At 48.6% G+C, this 19,828-nt stretch carries 15 protein-coding genes; 14 read left to right on the forward strand and 1 reads right to left on the reverse strand.

All coding sequences use genetic code 11. The features are described from left to right. The first annotated feature begins 165 nt into the window (after positions 1 to 165). From N836_RS64485 to N836_RS64495, 3 genes are all read left to right on the forward strand, one after another. Positions 166 to 705, forward strand: a complete 540-nt coding sequence (locus N836_RS64485; RefSeq protein ID WP_023075424.1) for a GAF domain-containing protein — start codon at positions 166 to 168, stop codon at positions 703 to 705. A 207-nt stretch (positions 706 to 912) separates the two neighbouring features. After that, positions 913 to 1,500 (forward strand): GNAT family N-acetyltransferase, encoded by a 588-nt coding sequence (locus N836_RS64490; RefSeq protein WP_023075425.1) that lies wholly within the window; start codon positions 913 to 915, stop codon positions 1,498 to 1,500. A gap of 90 nt (positions 1,501 to 1,590) precedes the next feature. After that, positions 1,591 to 5,658 (forward strand): BTAD domain-containing putative transcriptional regulator, encoded by a 4,068-nt coding sequence (locus N836_RS64495; RefSeq protein ID WP_023075426.1) that lies wholly within the window; start codon positions 1,591 to 1,593, stop codon positions 5,656 to 5,658. 97 nt (positions 5,659 to 5,755) lie between these two features. Here the strand turns inward: N836_RS64495 and N836_RS64500 are convergent, their stop codons facing one another. Then, positions 5,756 to 7,054 (reverse strand): glycosyltransferase, encoded by a 1,299-nt coding sequence (locus N836_RS64500; protein ID WP_023075427.1) that lies wholly within the window; start codon positions 7,052 to 7,054, stop codon positions 5,756 to 5,758. A gap of 239 nt (positions 7,055 to 7,293) precedes the next feature. Between N836_RS64500 and N836_RS77215 the strand changes: the two genes are divergently transcribed. The 11 genes from N836_RS77215 (at position 7,294) to N836_RS64550 (ending at position 19,720) form a co-directional block, all read left to right on the forward strand. After that, positions 7,294 to 7,485 (forward strand): hypothetical protein, encoded by a 192-nt coding sequence (locus tag N836_RS77215; RefSeq protein ID WP_152532252.1) that lies wholly within the window; start codon positions 7,294 to 7,296, stop codon positions 7,483 to 7,485. Between the two features lie 107 nt (positions 7,486 to 7,592). Continuing rightward, positions 7,593 to 7,994, forward strand: a complete 402-nt coding sequence (locus N836_RS64505) for a nuclear transport factor 2 family protein (RefSeq protein ID WP_023075428.1) — start codon at positions 7,593 to 7,595, stop codon at positions 7,992 to 7,994. A 47-nt stretch (positions 7,995 to 8,041) separates the two neighbouring features. Then, positions 8,042 to 9,013: a zinc-dependent alcohol dehydrogenase family protein gene (locus N836_RS64510; RefSeq protein WP_023075429.1), complete on the forward strand. Its 972-nt coding sequence runs from the start codon at positions 8,042 to 8,044 to the stop codon at positions 9,011 to 9,013. A gap of 21 nt (positions 9,014 to 9,034) precedes the next feature. Beyond that, positions 9,035 to 10,255 carry a lycopene beta cyclase gene (gene crtL / locus N836_RS64515; RefSeq protein WP_023075430.1) on the forward strand — a complete coding sequence of 407 codons (1,221 nt, stop codon included), beginning with the start codon at positions 9,035 to 9,037 and terminating at the stop codon, positions 10,253 to 10,255. Between the two features lie 759 nt (positions 10,256 to 11,014). Continuing rightward, complete coding sequence (locus N836_RS64520) at positions 11,015 to 11,233, forward strand: hypothetical protein (RefSeq protein ID WP_023075431.1); 219 nt, start codon at positions 11,015 to 11,017, stop codon at positions 11,231 to 11,233. Between the two features lie 483 nt (positions 11,234 to 11,716). Next, entirely contained in the window at positions 11,717 to 12,061 is a 345-nt protein-coding gene (locus tag N836_RS64525) for a rhodanese-like domain-containing protein (protein ID WP_023075432.1), read from the forward strand. A gap of 49 nt (positions 12,062 to 12,110) precedes the next feature. Then, positions 12,111 to 12,839: a TerC family protein gene (locus N836_RS64530; RefSeq protein ID WP_023075433.1), complete on the forward strand. Its 729-nt coding sequence runs from the start codon at positions 12,111 to 12,113 to the stop codon at positions 12,837 to 12,839. Between the two features lie 52 nt (positions 12,840 to 12,891). Next, complete coding sequence (locus N836_RS64535) at positions 12,892 to 13,182, forward strand: hypothetical protein (RefSeq protein WP_023075434.1); 291 nt, start codon at positions 12,892 to 12,894, stop codon at positions 13,180 to 13,182. Positions 13,183 to 13,596: 414 nt separating this feature from the next. Next, on the forward strand, positions 13,597 to 14,679 hold the full coding sequence (gene psbA, locus N836_RS64540; protein ID WP_031293852.1) for a photosystem II q(b) protein: 1,083 nt from the start codon (positions 13,597 to 13,599) through the stop codon (positions 14,677 to 14,679). Positions 14,680 to 14,945: 266 nt separating this feature from the next. Next, a complete protein-coding gene (locus N836_RS64545; RefSeq protein ID WP_023075437.1) occupies positions 14,946 to 16,436 on the forward strand; it encodes an efflux RND transporter periplasmic adaptor subunit in 1,491 nt (496 codons plus the stop codon). Then, on the forward strand, positions 16,433 to 19,720 hold the full coding sequence (locus N836_RS64550) for an efflux RND transporter permease subunit (RefSeq protein WP_023075438.1): 3,288 nt from the start codon (positions 16,433 to 16,435) through the stop codon (positions 19,718 to 19,720). Before N836_RS64545 ends, N836_RS64550 begins: the two co-directional genes overlap by 4 nt. Positions 19,721 to 19,828 lie beyond the last annotated feature (108 nt).

The following is a 19,828-nucleotide window of genomic DNA, read 5'->3' on the forward strand; positions in this document are numbered from 1 at the left end:
CATCCACTCATCCACTCATCCCCACTGAATAGTGAGCCAACTTACGCCACAGAGCACTAGGGTGCTGGTAATTTTTCTGTTGCTTAAAATTCTGTAAATTAATTAATTTTTTGCTTCAGCAAGTGATACAAGGGATTTAATGCTGAGAAATGCTGCTGTTTTACCATGACGACCCAGTTTGATCCAGATATTCATGCTAAACGGGTCGATACCGAAGTCGGCGCAATCGGATCTATCCTGCAGCGTCTGGGTCAAACCATGCAGCGCGATCAGCTGGTGCAAACGACGACTGAGGATCTGCGCACCTTTCTACAAGTTAATCGAGTCGTTATTTATTACTTTTACAATCAATGGGAAGGCCAGGTTACCTTTGAAGCCCTAAGTTCCGGGGAATTCTCCATCTACGGTTCGACCGGTCCAGACCAATGTTTTAACGGTGAGTATGCTGAACTTTATCTGGCTGGTCGCATCCGAGCTATTGAGGATATTGAAACAGCCTCCATTGAGCCCTGTCACCGTGACTTTTTGCGACACTTGCATGTACGAGCCAATCTGGTAGTGCCCATTTTGACTAATCAGGGGCTATGGGGTTTGCTCGTGGCCCATCACTGTCAGGGCCCCAAGGTTTGGTCAGAGATAGACGTTAAACGGATGCAGGAAGGTGCTTTGACCCTGGCCTCGGCTCCTTCTATTAAGGATCATTGAGGGGGGATATTGCTAGGAGCGACGGCTGGTTCCTTACAGCAGAGCAGCCGTTGCTGATTTAGAGAATGAACCGATCGATTCGCAACACCATACAGCGATATCTTTGAGAGAAAATCATGGTTCGGCTCAGCAACGCCCAGGTCAAGAATCCCTACTGAATCAAGTCTTGAATGCTACCTTTAAAGCACCCTCTGAGAGGTTGCCCCTATGGAAGTTCTATACCGAGCAGGCCAAAAAACAGATGTCAAAACCCTGGCTGAACTAGAGGATATCGCCTCGGGCGGAGCCGTCGAGTTTCTTTTCCACGACTTGATGCCAGGGGTTTCGGCAGTGCAATTTGTCGCATCTGGCCTGGAACAGGATGTGTATCCCCACTCTTATCGCAGTGCCATTGTGGCCGAATTGAATCACCACGTCATTGGCATGGCCCTCTCATTTCCGGCCACTTATCATCAAATTACTCCGGAAATGCGTGACCTTTTCCCACCAGACCGGCTGGAGCACTTTCAAGACTTTTTCTCGGCCCGAGTGGAAGGCAGTTTTTTTCTTGATGCTCTGTGTGTGTTGACAGACTATCAGCACAAAGGCATTGGCTCTCGGCTGATTGAGCTCACAAAATCAAAAGCCCAGACAGAAGGCTATAACAGTTTAAGCCTGATCGTATTGGCAGATAATATCGGGGCCCAGCGGTTATATCAGCGCCATGGATTTGAGAGCGTCAGATCCATCGAACTCCATCCCCATCCTCTGATGCCACACCAGGGGGGGGCGCTATTGATGAGGGCCAACCTGTAAAACTCAGTTCGGATCAGCAATGCCCAACAAATTATCTGATAGTGTTGTGCTTTTCCCTCTTGATGTTTGTGAACGGCTGAGCCTACAGTAATGCAATCTTCCAAACGGCTATGTATCAATCTGCTAGGTCATTTTCGATTAACGTTTGAGCACCAACCGGTCGAAGGATTACAGGCAGATAGATATCAGTCGTTGATCGCCTATTTGGTGCTGAATGCGCAAACACCTCAGCTGCGCTCTCAGCTGGCCAGTGTATTTTGGCCAGATACCACCGATGCCAAAGCAAAAACGAGTCTGAGGCGAGAACTACATCGACTGAGACAGATTTTGCCAGCTGCGGATCAGCTACTGGCGGTCACATCCCAAACGATTCAATGGCGACCTCAATATTCATTCTGGTCGGATGTGGCGGCATTTGAAACCCAAATTGCCCAGGCGGCTGAGGCGGTGGCGGCTCCAGCCAAGGCCGAGAGCCTCAAGCAAGCTATCGAGCTGTATCAAGGTGAACTACTCCCCACCTGCTATGACGATTGGATTGAACCGGAGCGCCATCGTTTGCATCAGCTTTTGATCAATGGGTTGGCTGATTTGAGTTCGGTATTAGCTGAATTGGGAGACTATCGGGATGCGATCGCAACTACCCAACGCTTACTCCAGCTAGAACCCCTGAATGAGTCGGGCTATCTAACCTTGATGCAGTGCCATGCCCACCAGGGAGAACGAGCCAATGCCCTGCAGGTGTACCACCAGTGCATGACGCTGCTACGGGATGAAATGGGCATTGACCCCAGTCTAGAAACCCGTCAGTTTTATGAACAACTACTCTTAGATGAAACCCCACCACCAGCATCTAGACAGGCTGAGCCATGGCCGGGGCAATTGACTACTGAGTCTGTGGCCATCGGTGCTCCTAAAACAAAAACACAAATCGATTGGGGAGAAGCTCCAGATATTAGTTTTTTCTATGGCCGCTCAGAGGAGGCAAGCCAGCTATGTCAGTGGATTGACCAAGACCAGTGTCGCCTGGTGACTGTAGTGGGGATGGGCGGCATTGGCAAAACGTCCCTGGCGGCCAAGGTGATTCATCAGCTGCAGACAAAATTTGACTTCATCATCTGGCGTTCGCTGCGTAATGCACCGCCGCTGAATACGTTGCTAGAAGATTTAGTACCGTTTATATCTAACCAGCAAGAAGCGACCTGTTCCCTGACTCGATGGGTGCATTGGCTACGGCAAGCGCGATGTTTACTGATTTTGGACAATGTGGAAACCCTGTTTAAGGGGGGAGAACGGGCTGGTCAATATCGTGAGGGCTATGAGAACTATAGTGAGCTGGTGTCAGTCGCCGGTCAGACTAACCATCAAAGCTGTCTGTTGCTAACCAGTCGAGAAAAACCGGCTGAGGTGGCCACGATGTCAGAGGCCAATCCTGCGGTGCAGGTGCTGCAGTTAGAAGGTTCGCCGGAGGCAGCACTGGCTCTGATTGAAGCGAAGCAACTGGTGGGTAGCCAAGAGGATAAAAACCGGCTTTGCGATCGCTACGGCCACAGTCCCCTATCGCTGCAGATCATCAGCAGTTCCATCCGCGATGTGTTTGATGGCGATATCTCCCTATTCCTCAAAGAAGACACCTTGCTCTTTAATGGTGCACGAAAATTGTTAGATGTTCAGTTTGACCGTCTCTCCCCCCTGGAACAAACGGTCATGACCTGGCTGGCGATTAATCGAGATTGGACCACAATTACTGAACTCAAGACGGATATTTATCCATCCTGCCATAAGACAAAATTAATTGAGGCCATCGAATCACTCTGTTGGCGTTCTCTAATTGAACGACGGGGTAATACCTATACTCAACAGCCGGTGATTATGGAGTATGTCATCGATCGGCTGATTGAACAGATCAGTGAGGAATTAGCTGATCCTGAGTGTTTTAGCAGCCAGCCACTAAAGTCTCTGGCAACAGTCACCTATGCCTTAATTAAAACGACTGTCAAAGATTTTGTACGAGAGAGCCAAGAAAGGCTGATCTTACAGGTTGTTGCTGAGCAGTTGAGGCAATCGTTATCGCATCCAGAACCGGCTATTCTGGACCATCTCAAAACACTACAATCACTTCAGAAAAAAGCCACTGGCTATAGCGCTGGCAATCTGATTAATCTTGCGTGGGCCCTGGCTATAGACTTTACGGAGTTGGATTTATCAAGACTAACAATTTATCATGCCTATCTACAGCATGTGCCTCTGCAACAGGTTGACTTTTCCCATACTGTATTTAAAGAAGCGGCATTTAATCAACCCTTAGATCCTGTTGCCAGCGTTGCCTATAGTCCTGACGGTTCATTGCTGGCCACAGGTGAAGGAGATGGGCGAGTTGTTGTCTGGCGAACGGTTGATCAAAGACCGATCTTGATCATAAAAGAAGCGTCAACCAGCTGGGTGATTGCTGTGGATTTTATCCATAATGGTAAACACTTAGCGACTGAAGGCAAGGCTGGAGAAATAAATATTTGGGATGTTGCTACAGGCCAATTGATTCAAGTGCTAAAAGAGCATACAGGTATTGTTTGGACCCTGAATACTAGCCCCACTGATAATTTGCTAGTGAGTGGTAGCCTCGACACTCATTTGATCCTGTGGGATTTAACTACCTACAAACCTCGACATCGCTTAACAGGACACACCCAACAGATTAATTCAGCCGTTTTTAGCCCAGACGGCCAACAAATTGCCAGTGTTAGCGTTGATAAAACCCTGCGTATTTGGGATGCTCAAACGGGAGAAGTGCTCACTGTCTGGCACTGTGAAACTGAGCCTAAATGTGTCAGTTTTAGTCCAGATGGACAGTATTTGGCTATTGGTGAAAATGATGGCAGTATTCGCATCTGGAATTTACAAACCCGACAAATTGAACTGACATTCCAAGCACACAAATATTGGATCTCATCCGTGGCGTTTAGCCCCTGTGGTAATTATCTTGCTAGCGGTAGTGCTGACGCTACAACCAAGTTGTGGGACCCGAAAACAGCTCAGCTGCTGCGCATTGCAACTGTTTATACTAGCCTCGTATGGGCCCTGGCATTTAGCCCCGATGGTCAACAGTTGGCCGTTGGCAGCAATGATCACACCATTCGACTATGGGAAATACCCCAGAAACGTCTTTTCAAGGCATTGCAGGGCTTCTCCAGTTGGGTGAACTCAGTGCGTTTTCATCCTAATAAACCTCTCTTAGTGAGTGGCAGTAGCGATCACAAGGTGAGACTTTGGCATGTAGATACGGGTGAGCTGATCAGCACATTCGAAGGGCAGAGTGACGCCGTCTTAGGGGTGGCGGTCAGTCCTGATGGCAAGATGATAGCCGGTAGTGGTGTTGAGAACACTATTAGTCTATGGGATGTGGCAACAGGTCGGCTTTTGAAGGTGCTGCATGGGCATGATTTTGCCGTATATTTCGTAGAGTTTAGCGCCGATGGTCAACTGTTGTTGAGTAGTGGATTCGACCAAACAGTGCGTCTATGGGATGTGCCCTCTGGACAGGTGATTAAAACCATTGATGCCCATGACGGTTGGGTGTTTGCAGCTCGCTTTAGCCCGGATGGTCAATACTTTGCCAGTACGGGTATGGATGGTGCCATTAAACTGTGGGATACGGCAACGAGAGAATTGCTCACTGTTTTGCAAAGCCAAAAAAGTTCCACCTGGACGTTAGGGTTTCACTGTGATGGTCAACAGTTAGTGATCGGCGGTGATGATGGCACAGTGCAACTATGGAATCCTAAGACGAGTAAGCTGCTAAAAACTCTGCAAGGGCACCAGGCAACTGTTTGGGTGGCTGATTTTAGCCCGAATGGCAGCATCATAGCTACGGGTGGCGACGATCAGATGGTTAAACTTTGGGATGCAAACACAGGCAAATTGTTACGGATTCTGGATTTACATCATGGACGGATCAACTCACTATCTTTTACTCCCGATGGTCAAATACTGGCCAGTGGCAGTGCGGATCAAACGATTCGACTTTGGCATGTTGCTACGGGTGAATGTTTGAAGACTCTGATGGTGCCCAGACCTTACGAGAATATGAATATTACCGATGTGCAAGGGTTAACCGCTGCTCAAAAAGAGTCTTTGAAGGCGCTGGGAGCATTTGAGAAGTAAGGCGTTGCTGATTTAGAGGAGAAATCGATCTAGCAGGATCGCCTGACAGCAATATTTTTCAGATTAGAGCCTGGTCGAGGATCAGCAACGCCTTAATCTAATAACGGCCTAAGGGCTGAGAAGAGAATAGGGTTTCTAGGAGTGTGATCGCATTTCCCACACCCTCCTCAGCCCGAATTTTCTCCCCCAATGTCTCAGCATTGTGTCGTAGGGTTTGGTTAGAAACAAGCTCATGCATTGCCTCAGCCAGCTTGCTTATCGTTAGCTGTTTTTGCGGAATCGGCTTTGGCCCCACCCCTAGGGTATAAATCTGTTTGCCCCAAAATGGCTGATCGCCAAAGAAAGGACAAATCAATGTGGGACGTCCGGCTCGCAACCCTGCGGCAGTTGTACCTGCACCACCATGGTGGATGACGGCTGACACTTTTGGAAACAACCAGTCGTGGGGGGCTTGCTCTAGCTGAAAAACTGTTTTAGGTAAGTCGCCTGTTTGCAGGCCACCCCAGCCCGTGGCCAGAATACCGCGTTGATGGGTGGTCTGTAATGCTTCAAGCACAACCTTAGCCAGTCGCTGGGGCTGACTGCCAGAGATACTGCCAAAGCCAATATAAATGGGCGGTGCCCCCGCCTCCAGAAATGCTTTTAAGTCATCTGGAGGCTGCCAGCTATCGTGTTGTTCCAAAAACCAATAGCCATTAACATAGGCAGCCTCTGGCCAGTCAGTTGGTCGGGGAACAACATGTTGGCTATAGCCATGGAGCACAGGAATAGGACTACCATCCGCCCGGTGCAACAGGTCCATACCTTTAGGCTTGGGCGGTAGCTGCAACACCTGGCGACGAAATTCATTGGGAATCCCCCCATACAAACCAATGGCTGTATGCACAATCCAATAGGTGAGGCGGTTATACCAGCGGCCCAGGGGCCAATCTGGGAAACCCATGGCAGGGGATTGAGCCGTAGGCACAAACTGGGGAAACGGTAGGGCGATAACTAAGGGGATTTTCTGTTTGTCGGCAATGGCTTCAGCCATAAATGCGGCTTTAGATGCCAAAATCAACAGATCCGGTGCAACCGATTGGGTGGTTTGCCAGATATCCTGCAGGGTCTGGCGATACATTGACTTCACCTGGGAAAACAGTTTGATGTTAGTGCGAATAGTACCCCACAGATTGTTGGTATTTTCCATCGCATCTCGACCCGCATCTGAGTCCATCAGCTGCATCAGCTGATTGTTCATATGGCCGTAATGCAGACCCTGTTCAGTGATAAAGGATTGAAACAGCATACTGGTGCAAACAGTGACCTCATGGCCAGCGGTCTTTAATCCTTGACCCAGAGCAACGTAGGGTTGCACATCACCGCGAGAGCCCAGGGTAACGATTAAGACTTTCATGATGTATTCACTCCCCTAGGAGATTCTAATGTGGCTGCACTGTTCTATTTCCAATATTAGGCCATGAGCTTAGATATGTGTGTCGCAGCGATCCCTATGGGCTTGGTTGTAGTGCTGGGACGCATTAGAGACGAGTTAGAGACGCCTGTTTGGTTACCTTTGGGGTAGTTGAAAACCAGATAACGTTTTCAACCGGCACAGTTTAACCCCACAACTACACATTAGGGAGGACTCGAAAAATGTTGCACGTATTACGACCTTATCATCTTGTGTTTGAGCGACTTGCGATCGCATTCCTCTTCACCTTCATCATTGCTGATTTATACCCCCATCCATCTCTGTCGCCAGGGTTAATTATGTCAACTGTGTCATATCTGCAATCCGATGCGACTGAGTTAGTGGACCATGACACCACGACTTTGAATAAATAACCGAGCAGCTGTTAAAACGATGGCATCACAAGGATTGGACGCCCTGGAGACGGTCTGGAGACGCCGACTTAATTAAAGTAAAACCATGGTAATAGGAAAAGATAACCATGAGTAAAGCACAGGCTAACCTCTCTCTAGTTGGAAAAATACCGGCCCTACTACCGGATAGATTAGACGAAATAAAAGAGTTGTTTGCCGATGATTTTGTCTGGCACTACATCAATCCTCAGCTGCCACAGCTTCACGGTGACTATCAACGTCTTGATGGCTTGCAAGGGTTTTTTAGAAAACTAGGTAAGCTGACTGATAACACCTTTAGTGTACGGGTTCAGCAAGCCTATGCTGTGGGTGACGAGTTTGTCGTGGCCCATGCCTGCCCGAGTATGACCCTCGACGGTAGCTCTTTTGAGATAGATGCTGTTGTGGTCTGGAGAATAGTTGATCAACGCCTCAAGGAGGCTTGGGATATTCCTAGCCTGCATTCGCTGCGATCGCAATCATCATCATAATCTCCTCAAAAGCAAAATACCACCTAATTTTATTTGGATGAATCACCATGAAGCAGGTTCTATATCGCAACTTTGGCAATCCTGCAGAAGTGCTGGAAGTAAAAGAAAGTGATGCATCTGTGCTGACCGCAGGGCAGGCACGGATTAAGGTACTCAGAGCTCCCATTAATCCATCCGATGTCGCTCAAATCGCAGGGCAGTATGGGGTAAAGCCCGACCTCCCAACAATCGCTGGTCTTGAAGGTCTAGGCAGAGTGGTTGAAGTCAATGGCAACGGCGTTGATGAAGGGCAGCTGGTACTGTTGCCTTCGGTGGGTACCTGGACCACGGAGATGGTAGGTGCCATCGATCAGCTTGTGCCTTTGCCAGAGGCCGATCTAGATCAGCTGTCTATGCTCCGTGTGAACCCAGCCACCGCATATTTGTTGCTGACCGAGTTTGTGGACCTCAAACCAAGAGACTGGGTGATACTATCTGCGGCCAATTCAGCGGTGGGCAGCTATATTTTGCAATTGGCGAAAGCGCGAGGGATTAATCTTGTTTGTGTTGTGCGACGCGAGAGTGCGGTGGCAGCCCTGAAGCAAGCGGGCGCAGATATCGTTTTAGTGGATGGAGTAGATCTGGCCAAACAGGTGCGTGAAGCAACGGGTGTCGGGATGAAGTTAGCCCTTGATGCTGTGGCAGGCGACACGTTTGGTCGACTGGCAGAAACACTGGAGGAGTCTGGAACCATCGTTCTCTACGGTGGTATGTCCAATAAACCAGCCTCGGTAGAGATTGCCCCAATTCTTTTCCGCGATGTGCACGTGCGAGGATTCTGGTTATTGCCCTGGTTGCTCAAAGCTAGTAAAAAAGAACAAACCAGAGTTTATGGTGAATTGACCATGGCTGTGGCCGCAGACATATTGTATGCGCCGGTTGAAAAACATTTCTTGCTAGATGAGATTACAGAGGCCATCACCTACACCATGGCCGGAGAACGCAAGGGTAAAGTTCTGTTGGCTCCAAATGGCCTGTAAATAGTCAGACGGAGAAAATGTATGATGCAGGATGTATTAGTGATTGGTTCAGGGCCTGCCGGATTAGCGATCGCAGCCGCCTTATGCCATCAAAATCTCAAGGTGCATGGCCTAGCACCGACAGGCCCATCTATCCCCTGGTCCACTACCTATGGCATTTGGGTGGATGAGCTAGAAGCCTTAGGACTGCCCGATGTATTGAGCCACCGATGGCCAGACTGTGTTAGCTACTTCAGTGAACGAGAACGACCACTGCATCGGGAGTACGGCTTTTTGGATCAAGCTAAGTTGCAACAACACTGGCTCCAACAATGTGACTCAATCACCTGGCATCAAGGGCTAGCTGACACAATTGAGCACACAGAAAATAGCTCTACGGTCACCACCCAAGCCGGTGAACAGTTTTCCGCCAAACTGATCATTGATGCCACTGGCCATGAGCCTGCCTTTATCCAAAGACCCGCTAAAGATAATGTGGCCTATCAGGCTGCCTATGGAATTTTCGCTCAATTTTCTCGGCCACCGATTCAGCCGGGGCGCTGTGTTTTGATGGATTATCGGAACGGACACTTGCCCTCAGAAGACAGGTCTAAATCTCCTACATTTCTGTACGCGATGGATTTGGGCAATGATATTTACTTTCTCGAAGAAACATCCCTGGCCTCCCATCCCGCGATTCCCTTTGAAATGCTTAAGGACAGGCTCTATCAACGCCTGATGGCAAGCCAGATCGAAGTCTTGGAAATCCAGCGCGAAGAGCATTGTCTGTTTCCCATGAATCTCACCCTGCCCGATTTTAAACAGCGGGTTGTTGGTTTTGGCGGTGCCGCCAGCATGGTACATCCAGCAACAGGTTACATGGTTGGCGCGCTACTGCGCCGGGCACCGATTTTAGCAGAAGCTGTTGCAATAGCGATGCAGTCTTCAACCCCTTCGCAGCTATCTCAGGTAGCTTGGCAAGCGTTGTGGCCCAGCGAACGCCTGCGTAAACACTATATTTATAGCTTTGGTTTAGAGGCATTGATGCGGTTCAATCATCCTCAGCTCTGCTGTCTTTTCAATGCGTTTTTCCAGCTGCCTCGTTGCCAATGGTCAGGCTTTTTAGCCGATAGCCTGGCCACACCTGATCTGCTCGCCGCCATGGTTAACATGTTTGGCAAAGTCCCTAATTCTGTTAGAGGGGGTCTGATCCGAACTCTAGGAACCGATGGACATTTGCTCTGGGAATCGCTTCGGTCTTAGCTCTTCTTTGCAAAAGCTTATCCCTCATCGACTTTAAGAGCTATCTAACAAGGGTGTCAAAAATCTAGCAAGTAGATGGTCTCAATAGGAATCATTGAGGGGCCTGGGATACGGGCGACAGTGCGACGACAGTCAGCTGCGGAGATGAACATCTTCTTGCATCTTGCTGGGATAAACGATATAGTAGAAATTCGTGGTCGTTGTTGCCGTTTTGCGAAAACAACGGTGCTTAAAGGGAGCGTTCTTACCACAATCGCTCATCTGGAATCATAATGATGGGGTTATCAAAATCATGGCTGCCGATATTCATCGACATGATAATGCTGCTTCAATAGTCTCTTCAAACCCAGTACGCATTGTCTCTCGACACTGGGAAAGAACGATCAAGCAAAAAAAGCTGCTGTCACTACGCTAAAGTAGCCTTTGCTGTCCCTTATCTGCAGGGATGTGAAGTTTTTTCCTATTCTTAATTAGAGGTTCTTATCTCTAGTTAGTATTTATCGCCATGTCCCTTGTCTGCAGGGACGTGAGGTTTTTTCTTGTCCTTAATTAGAGGTTTTCATCTCTAGTTAGTACCTATAGCCATGGGCGCGTCCACCTCAGCTTGAAGTGGACGGTATTTGTTCAGGTTTCAAATTCATTGGCACTAGGCAACCCTATGCCGAAGTCATCCCTTCGATGATCGTGATTATGGAATCTGCATCTGAATTGATCAAGCAGGCGTTTTAATACCCTTCAAAAACTCTCTATTAGTCCGTCATGTCATTGATTATCTCGATGTCCGTCTTTGGTATAGCTACCTATATCGCCAACACTGCAAAAGAGGAAATGATTGGAGTTTTTGCAGCTATCTTGGCGTTGCTCAGCCTTCTCTTGAGCATTGTTTTAGCTCCCTGGTTTATACAGGTGGTCATCTTACTTTCTGTATTGTCTTGGCAGTTTTCTCTTCGCGATCGCAGTAACTATTCCGAAAATTAAATTGCAGCAAGATATTTGAACGCCATCATTTCCCAGTACTCTTCTTTGATCATGAACTCACCATACGATTTTCAGATGCTGATTTCTGGTTGTGCTGTTGTTGAGCTGATTTTTCCGCCCTAGTGCAGCGTCAAACCTAAAAATTGGGATCAATAGCATCTGGAACCTTTGAAGTGTAAAGCTTCAAAAGCTTATGCATGCCAAAATTTAGGCTTGACGGACTACTAGTCTTATCTGTTTTTTTGGGTAACTACCCCACTGGTACCGTTGGTTGAGCGAAGTCGCAGCCAACGGTACCAGTCAGTCTCCCCTATTCTCTCCGGGGACGCTTAGGAATGAGAATTCAATTAGACCCTGTTTTTTGCCGTACAGACGTTCCATGGAACGCTTCTGCAGACAACATTCTGGGATCTGATAAAATCCTGCTTCCTTACTTTTTTGATTGCCTGATCTGGCATTAAACGACTATAAGAGGAAAATTTCATGCCTGTTCGATTTCGCAAAAAGAAGCGAATTAGTCCCATCCCGCTGATGGCACCCAGTGAAGCGAAGCGTAAGCTAAAAAATCAGCTTGTCATTGATGTGCAAAATCCAAAATTCGCAAGCCATATGATTCCAGATGCGAAAAGATTAAATTTAGATATCTCAATTAAAGACATTCCCAAAGACCAGCCGATTCTAATCACCTGCCTCAACGGACAGCGAAGTAGTATGGCCGCTCGGCAGTTCATGAGCCGAGGCTATCGCAACATTTGCGTTTTGAAAGGTGGACTCGCAGCATGGCAAAGTGCAGGTCATACCCTATGGCGAACTAAGTCCCCTACCTAGTTTTTCCATTGTTGATTGCCTACGCTCCATCGCGAGATAAATCGAACTCATGCTCGACCAAGTTTTTAATTCTCCCTTTAATACCAGCGTCGAAACGCTGTTTCAGTTAATTGTTCTAGTTGCTATGGAAGCGGTGCTCACTGCTGACAATGCGATCGCTCTAGCCGGACTGGCCCAAACACTCCAGCAACCAGAGCTGGAACGACGTGCCTTGAATATTGGATTGGGGCTGGCCTACGTCTTCCGAATGTTGTTGGTTGTGGGTACTGCCTGGGTGCTGCAGTTCTGGCAATTTGAACTGGCCGGAGCACTTTACCTTCTGTGGTTGGCTGGGCGCTATTTTACAACAAAACCACCAGACAGCAGCCAGTTGGTGCAAGCGCGATCCCATTGGCAAATTATTCCACTGATGGTGTTAACCGATCTGGCCTTTTCCTTAGATAGTGTGACAACTGCGCTCGCCATCTCTCAAGAACTCTGGTTGATTATGCTAGGTGGCACGATTGGGGTTGTGTTGCTGCGCTTTCTCGCTGAGTTGTTCATTCAGTGGCTACAGGAGTTTATTTATCTGGAAGATGCAGGCTATTGGGCGGTTGCCTTAGTAGGAATGCGCCTGCTGCTACGGGTAGTCAATCCTGAATGGGTGCCGCCTGAATGGGCGATGATCAGTTTGATTGCGGTATTGTTTATCTGGGGATTCTCGCGACGTACCTCAGAGGTTCCTGTGGAATTGCAATCATCGAGTGTGGATAAAATGAGCTATGAATTGGTTGAATAAACTGCCGTGCTGGTGATGGTTTGGGCTGTAGGCTTTTTGCGACTAGTCGTCGATGGTTAGCTGGCACCGAGAGTATTCGATTTCTTTCATCCTCAGCTCACTATTTTTTGACGGCCATACTACTGTCGTTGGACAAACAACCGTAACGCTGGGACTGGGCACCGCGATGACAACCTCGTTTTTGCTCATGAAAGTCTCATTGGGTTTGTTGTTTTCTCTGGCAGTGGACGTCATGATGCTGTTCTCTTTTGGTGAACTTATAAGCATTGCGATTGCCGAGGTGTTGACAGCGCTGAAAATTATTTGGCTGGGCGCACGATTGCTTTGCTGGACTTGTTGTTGAACAGATTTTAACCAATGGGATCGCTCATTGAGGGTATTTTTAGGCTAAATCCAGCCTGGGTTTAGTCTCTTTATTGCTTTGCTCTAAAATTGGGGGCATTTTGGGTTGAATTGTAGTGTTATCTGCCACTAGCTCTATAACAGAGCTAGTGGCTTTGTCTTTCATAGTCGACAATCTTGTGTCCATTGATTGTTATAAGAGAGTAGGAGTAGTCACGAACTTTCATCTTTCGACAGAATTTATTCAAAAATATCTCGAAGAGGATTGTTGAATTCTGTTGCATAGGTTATAGTAATTATGTCAGCCGAAAAACAACTTCTTGCAAGGGAACGCAAAGCTTTCTTTTAGAAGTTCGTGATTTCCTTTGATTTTGTTGCTTCGGCTGTCTTTTTACTTAATTACCCAAGATTAATAATGACTACTACTTTGCAAAAGCGCCAGAGTGTGTCGCTTTGGGAACGGTTTTGTCAGTGGGTTACTAGCACCGAAAATCGCCTCTACGTAGGCTGGTTCGGCGTGTTGATGATTCCGACGCTGCTCACTGCTACCGCTTGTTTCATCCTTGCCTTCATCGCGGCTCCCCCTGTAGATATGGATGGCATCCGCGAGCCGGTTGCTGGTTCATTGCTGTATGGCAACAACATGATCTCGGCTAGTGTTGTTCCTTCCTCCAACGCGATTGGCCTTCACTTTTACCCTATTTGGGAAGCTGCTTCTCTCGATGAATGGCTTTACAATGGTGGCCCTTACCAACTGATTATCTTCCACTTTCTCATCGGTGTATACTCTTACATGGGTCGTGAGTGGGAACTCTCTTACCGACTAGGGATGCGTCCTTGGATCTGTGTTGCTTACTCTGCGCCTGTCGCCGCAGCAACTGCAATCTTTTTAATCTACGCAATTGGCCAAGGTTCATTCTCTGACGCGATGCCTTTGGGTATTTCTGGTACGTTCAACTTCATGTTGGTGTTCCAGGCAGAGCACAACATCTTGATGCACCCCTTCCATATGCTTGGTGTGGCGGGTGTCTTTGGTGGTTCCTTGTTCTCCGCTATGCACGGTTCTCTGGTAACGTCCTCCTTGGTTCGTGAGACCACTGAGACTGAGTCCCAGAACTATGGCTACAAGTTTGGTCAAGAAGAAGAGACTTACAATATCGTTGCAGCCCACGGCTACTTCGGTCGTTTGATCTTCCAGTATGCTTCTTTCAACAACAGCCGTTCCTTGCACTTCTTCTTGGGTGCCTGGCCTGTGATCGGTATTTGGTTTACCGCGCTGGGTATCTCTACGATGGCATTCAACCTAAACGGTTTCAACTTCAACCAGTCCATCCTCGACTCTCAGGGACACGTGATTAGTTCTTGGGCAGACGTCTTGACCCGCGCCAACTTGGGTATAGAAGTGATGCACGAGCGCAACGCTCACAACTTCCCGCTTGACTTGGCCTCCGGTGAAGAAGTCCCTGTTGCGCTAAGCGCACCTGTAATTGCTTCGTAATCGTCATTTAATAATGACACCGCCATGAGCTTTAGCTAGCTCGCAAAAGCCCCCCGTACGCCGTCTTTTGATGGCAGTGCGGGGGGCTTGCTTTATATGCAAGTCTAGACGCGTATTATATTATTCTGAAATGCCTGAATAACAAGGATTAGACGCTCTGTAGACGGCCTGAGACGCTTTGGAGACGCCCATCTAACTATGGTGGAACTAGCCAAACAGATGACGCTCCATCATCTGTTGCTTACCATTGACATCACACCAGTTCCATGAATGATGAAAACCCTAAGTCTCAATCTCCGTTGTCTTCTCAGAGTCTGGAACGCGTTCAAGAAATTCAGTCGCCTGATGTAGAACAGCCACAGGATGAAAATGCTCCACCTGCTAAACCTTCCCCATGGAAACTAAAAAAGCCCCTGTGGCCAGTGATTACTTTGGCCATGTTGGTGTTAGCTGGCTTTACAGGTTGGAAAGTGTATCAAGGGTGGCAGCAACCATCGTCCACTGAAACAGCTGAAATCAGCCCAACCCAGCTGCCGGTGCGAGTCACCCGCGCTCAACAAGGCCTTGCCCAGGCTTGGGTCTTTGATGAAGGGATTTCTCTGCCGGTTCAGCTCAGGGTCTTGAACTTCTATGCCAATGGTGACATTACCTATGTGGCAAAAAATAATGGCGTTGCTCTTAAGGAAGGGGACTTTGTTTCCCGTGGTCAGCTGTTAGCCACGATAGATGACCGCCGACAGACGTCCAGTATGGTGACATCAGAGGCTGATATTCAAGTAGCCCTTAACCAGCGCGATCAGTCACAAGCTTCGGTCCTGCAAGCTAAGGCCGAGCTGGCTAAGGCTGAATCTGACTTAGCACTGGCCCAAACTGAATACCAGCGTTACCAATCGTTATTTGCACAAGGAGCAGTATCGGCCAGCTCACGGGATGTCTATCGCAATCGTGTAGATCAGGCCCAGGCTGCCTTCAAAATTGCTCAGCAAACAATTGCATCTGCTGAAGATAATGTGCGTGTGGCCGAGTCCTCTATTCAATCCGCTCAGGCTCGCCGTAATCAAACCGTAGTGGATTTGGAAGATACTCAGCTAGTTTCTCCTATTGATGGTGTGATTGCCTACATCAATATTCAAGAAGGAGAGTATTGGAACTCCCAATACCTCAATGTCAGTGGTGCTCAAGAGTTAATTGAAACAGCTCCCATTGTTGTTGTGGATCCGTCTACTTACGAAGTGGAACTAGAACTTCAGGCTGATGATGCCAATGCGGTGCGCGCTGGTCAGCGAGCCTATGTAGTTTTAGAAGAAGATGTGAGTGCTGCTCAAGCCAGCGGAGTCAGTCAGCAAGACTTGTTGTCAATTGCTAAACAGCGGGGCAGTGAAGGACGCGTTTTTGCCATTAGCCCATCCCAGACGCCAGGTAGTCGCGGTACTAAGATTGTTATTCGAGATTTCCAGCAGGTGCGTAATCTCAAAGTGGGTGCTCGGGCCTACGTGTGGATTGAAACAGAGGCCAATTCAGATGCAACCGTTCTGCCCTTAGGGTCTGTGCTTTCTCGGGGACAAGACTTTTTTGCATTTGTTGTTGGGGAGGACAGCACGGTACAGAGACGTCGCGTCACCGTAGGTGTGGAGGGCCTCGCTGGGACAGAAGTGTTGTCTGGAGTGGAGCCTGGCGAGCTAGTAGTTACTGATGGCCAAAATCGTTTGGTGGATGGTACCCCTGTCGAAATTATTAATCAGGAGGAAGTACAGTGAGTCCTCAGGAGTTGTCGAACACCCCATCAGATAATGTGACCAGCATTGCATCCGATAACAGAGGTGAGCAGCCATCAGTCCCTGCCTGGATGACATTCTTTTTTACCCGCCAGATTTTTGCCATTCTACTCTGCTTTATGCTGATGATGGGCGGGCTGATGGGGTATTTCTCCATGGTGAAGGAGGGAGACCCTGATATTAAGATTGCCCGTGCGCTGATTACTACAGTTTGGCCGGGTACCGATGCAGAAACTATCGAAAATCAGGTTACCGACAAAATTGAAGAAGAGATTAAAAGTCTCCAGGGGTTGGATGACTTTACCAGTGCTACCTTTAATTCCTTCTCGATTATTAATGTTGCCTTTAAGGCCGAATCCCCTGTGGCTGAGTCGATTCAACAACTGCGCGGTAAGCTGGATGATTCTGAACCTGAACTGCCGTTAGAGGCTACTGGGCGAGAAAAGCCGGAATTTGAACAGCTTTCACAGCAGGATGCGCCAGTTCTCTCTCTAGCCCTAACCGGAGACAATCTGGATATTACCATTCTCAGTCAGGTTGCTGAAGACTTACAAGAACGGCTGGAGTCGGTTAAAAATGTGCGCGAGGTCGATCTGTCAGGGCGACGTGAAGATGTTATCCATGTGCAGATGCTACCCAGTCGTTTAACAACCTTAGGGATTTCCGCCACCCAGGTGGGCAGTGCCATTGAAGGGAGCAATATTGACACCTCCTGGGACTTAGTGCGGGATGACAAAATTGGTGCTCAAGTCAGGCTATATGGTCGCTTTCGTACGTTGGAGGATTTGAGCAGCCTGCCGGTTGCTCGGCTGAATGATAATCGTGTGGTGCGCTTAGCTGAGGTGGCTGATGTTTATCAAGGTCTGGAGCGAGAAACCAATCGTGCTGACGTCAGCTGGCAGGGGGCTGAATTTTCACCCACCATCGTGCTGGATGTGGTGAAAGTGGCCGGTAGTGATACGACCCAGGTGGTTAATGGTGCCCTTGCTGCTATGGAATCTGCCCGTGAAGATCCTGAGCTATGGCCCCATGGTATGGACTATCGCGTTCTCAACAGTGATGCCAACAAAATTCAGACTGAGCTGAATGATTTGGGTAGCAACGTTTTGCAAGCGTCGCTCTGTGTCTTTGCCATTCTCTTTGTGGCCCTCACCTGGCGCGAGGCGCTGATTGCTGGATTAGCCATTCCCCTGACGTTTTCAGGGGCGATTTTCTTTCTGTGGATGATGGGGTATACCCTCAACACCATGGTGATGATTGGTATGATCCTGGCGTTGGGCCTGCTGGTGGATGTGTTTATCCTGATGCTGGAGGGAATGCACAATGGTCTATATATTGAGGGACTAACCTTTGCTCAAGCGGCGATTAAAACCGTAAAGACCTATGCGGCTCCTGCGTTTTCAGGCCAGTTGACGACCATTTTAGCCATGGCTCCACTGATGGCGATCGCAGGTACCATGGGCAAGTTTGTGCGCCTGATTCCCATCAGTGCCATTACCTGTTTGGTGTTGAGCTATGTAATTGCCTTACTAGTTGTTGTGCCCCTCTCTAAATTCTTGCTAGATAATGTGCAGGATAAGGGCGATGCTAAAACTTTTGTCGATCGCCTGACTGAAGAGGTTTCTAAAAAGTTTGCCCAGTGGAGCTTAAAGGTCACGGTGCCCAATCGGCGGGTGGCTCGTCTATGGACAGCTAGCACAATTGCTTTGTTTGTATTGGCCATGGTGTTGTTCACGGGGTTACCATCTGCCCTATTTCCAGATGCGGAGGGGCGTAAGCTCAGCATTAATGTGGAATTACCGCCAGCCACCACGCTGACCCGTTCCCAAGAGGTGGCTGATCGCATGGGTGAATTTGTTCGTAACTATAGTGACCCTAACGGAGAAAAAGTCTTCGAAAGTGTAGTGAAACTGGTGGGTCAGCGCAGTAATTTGGTCGCTTCTAGTGAGATCAAACCCACCAATGCCGACTACTTTGTTGGTTTATCGACAATGTTCGTCGAACGACCTCAGCGAGACCGTGACTCCTTTGAATATGCTCGCGATCTCAGACGGGAGATCAACAACACCATCCTACGGGATTATCCAGGAGCCATCTTAGCGGTTCAATATGAGCGTACCGGGGGCGGTGAAGACCCCATCCAAGTAGAACTCTATGGTAAAGATCTGCAAACCCTACGGGAGATCTCTGGTCAGGTGCAGCAGGCATTGCGGGAGATTCCCGGAACCATGGATGTGCGGGATGACCTTGGTAACTTACGGGAAGATTACAAGTTTGTGCCTAAACGAGAGGCCTTAGATTTTTATGGCATTAGTCAAGAAGATTTGGGGGTCCAGGGGCGCTATCTAATGATTGACAATGAGGTGGGTGACTTTTCTGTGGGCAGTGGCGAAGAAGACCTGGAAATTCGTTTGAGTACCCGATGGCCCTCTCAAAATGGCGAGGTGGGTGGACCGGCTCGGCTCGATGAATTTGCCACCATGCGTTTTATCACACCTGATGGTGAGGCGCTGCCTGCCAATGCTTTATTGGAACCGGTACAGGGGGCTGTGCCTCTTTCCATCACCCATCGCGATACCCAACGCAGCGTCACAGTGTTGGCTAAAGTGATTCCTGGTCAGGGCTACTATGACAGTCAGATCTTGGCTGAACTTGTGCCCCATCTGGAGGCCATGCAGTACGATTCCGCCGCTCCCAAGAATCCTGATCGCTGGCCCAGGGGGTATACCTATAAGTTTGGCGGTGATGCCGATACCAGTAGTGAAACCTTTGGTTCGGCAGGGCAGATGTTAGTGGTGGCCATCTTTCTAGTGTTTGCGGTGCTGGTGCTCCAGTTTGGTTCCTATACTCAGCCGGTGATTATTATTCTCACCATTCCCTTTGCTCTGATTGGGACAATTGTTGGTTATGTTGTGCTCAATCTACCGTTTTCGTTCCCAACCGCCATTGGTATTATTTCTCTCACAGGCATTGTGGTAAATAATGCAATTGTCATGGTGGACACCATGAATGAGCGCCGCAGAGAGGGCTGGGATGTACGCCATGCAGCGGCTCTGGGTGCTAGCGATCGACTACGCCCCATTGTGACAACGTCGATCACAACTGTGATTGGTTTGATTCCGTTGGCGCTGAGTGATGCGAAATGGTTTCCGTTGTGTATGGCGATCATTTTTGGACTGATGTCGGCGACGTTGATTGCTCTGTTGGTTGTGCCGGGGCTTTACTTGCAGTTGACTCCCAGGACCCCAAAAGAGTCTGGTGCATAAGACATTCTATGGGTGAAATTTTGCCTTAGAATTTCTTCTCCTTAAGAAGATCGTGCCAGTGAACTCAATGTTTAGAAATATTGGTGCTGATGTGAATGTTATCCAGGC

Origin of the sequence: Leptolyngbya sp. Heron Island J (assembly GCF_000482245.1) — a bacterium.
Taxonomy (GTDB): domain Bacteria; phylum Cyanobacteriota; class Cyanobacteriia; order Phormidesmidales; family Phormidesmidaceae; genus Leptothoe.

Coding starts and splice junctions, on each gene's coding strand:
- N836_RS64485 (WP_023075424.1), top strand. CDS start 166: ATGACGACCCAGTTTGATCCAGATATTCATGCTAAACGGGTCGATACC.
- N836_RS64490 (WP_023075425.1), top strand. CDS start 913: ATGGAAGTTCTATACCGAGCAGGCCAAAAAACAGATGTCAAAACCCTG.
- N836_RS64495 (WP_023075426.1), top strand. CDS start 1,591: ATGCAATCTTCCAAACGGCTATGTATCAATCTGCTAGGTCATTTTCGA.
- N836_RS64500 (WP_023075427.1), bottom strand. CDS start 7,054: ATGAAAGTCTTAATCGTTACCCTGGGCTCTCGCGGTGATGTGCAACCC.
- N836_RS77215 (WP_152532252.1), top strand. CDS start 7,294: ATGTTGCACGTATTACGACCTTATCATCTTGTGTTTGAGCGACTTGCG.
- N836_RS64505 (WP_023075428.1), top strand. CDS start 7,593: ATGAGTAAAGCACAGGCTAACCTCTCTCTAGTTGGAAAAATACCGGCC.
- N836_RS64510 (WP_023075429.1), top strand. CDS start 8,042: ATGAAGCAGGTTCTATATCGCAACTTTGGCAATCCTGCAGAAGTGCTG.
- crtL (WP_023075430.1), top strand. CDS start 9,035: ATGATGCAGGATGTATTAGTGATTGGTTCAGGGCCTGCCGGATTAGCG.
- N836_RS64520 (WP_023075431.1), top strand. CDS start 11,015: ATGTCATTGATTATCTCGATGTCCGTCTTTGGTATAGCTACCTATATC.
- N836_RS64525 (WP_023075432.1), top strand. CDS start 11,717: ATGCCTGTTCGATTTCGCAAAAAGAAGCGAATTAGTCCCATCCCGCTG.
- N836_RS64530 (WP_023075433.1), top strand. CDS start 12,111: ATGCTCGACCAAGTTTTTAATTCTCCCTTTAATACCAGCGTCGAAACG.
- N836_RS64535 (WP_023075434.1), top strand. CDS start 12,892: ATGGTTAGCTGGCACCGAGAGTATTCGATTTCTTTCATCCTCAGCTCA.
- psbA (WP_031293852.1), top strand. CDS start 13,597: ATGACTACTACTTTGCAAAAGCGCCAGAGTGTGTCGCTTTGGGAACGG.
- N836_RS64545 (WP_023075437.1), top strand. CDS start 14,946: ATGAATGATGAAAACCCTAAGTCTCAATCTCCGTTGTCTTCTCAGAGT.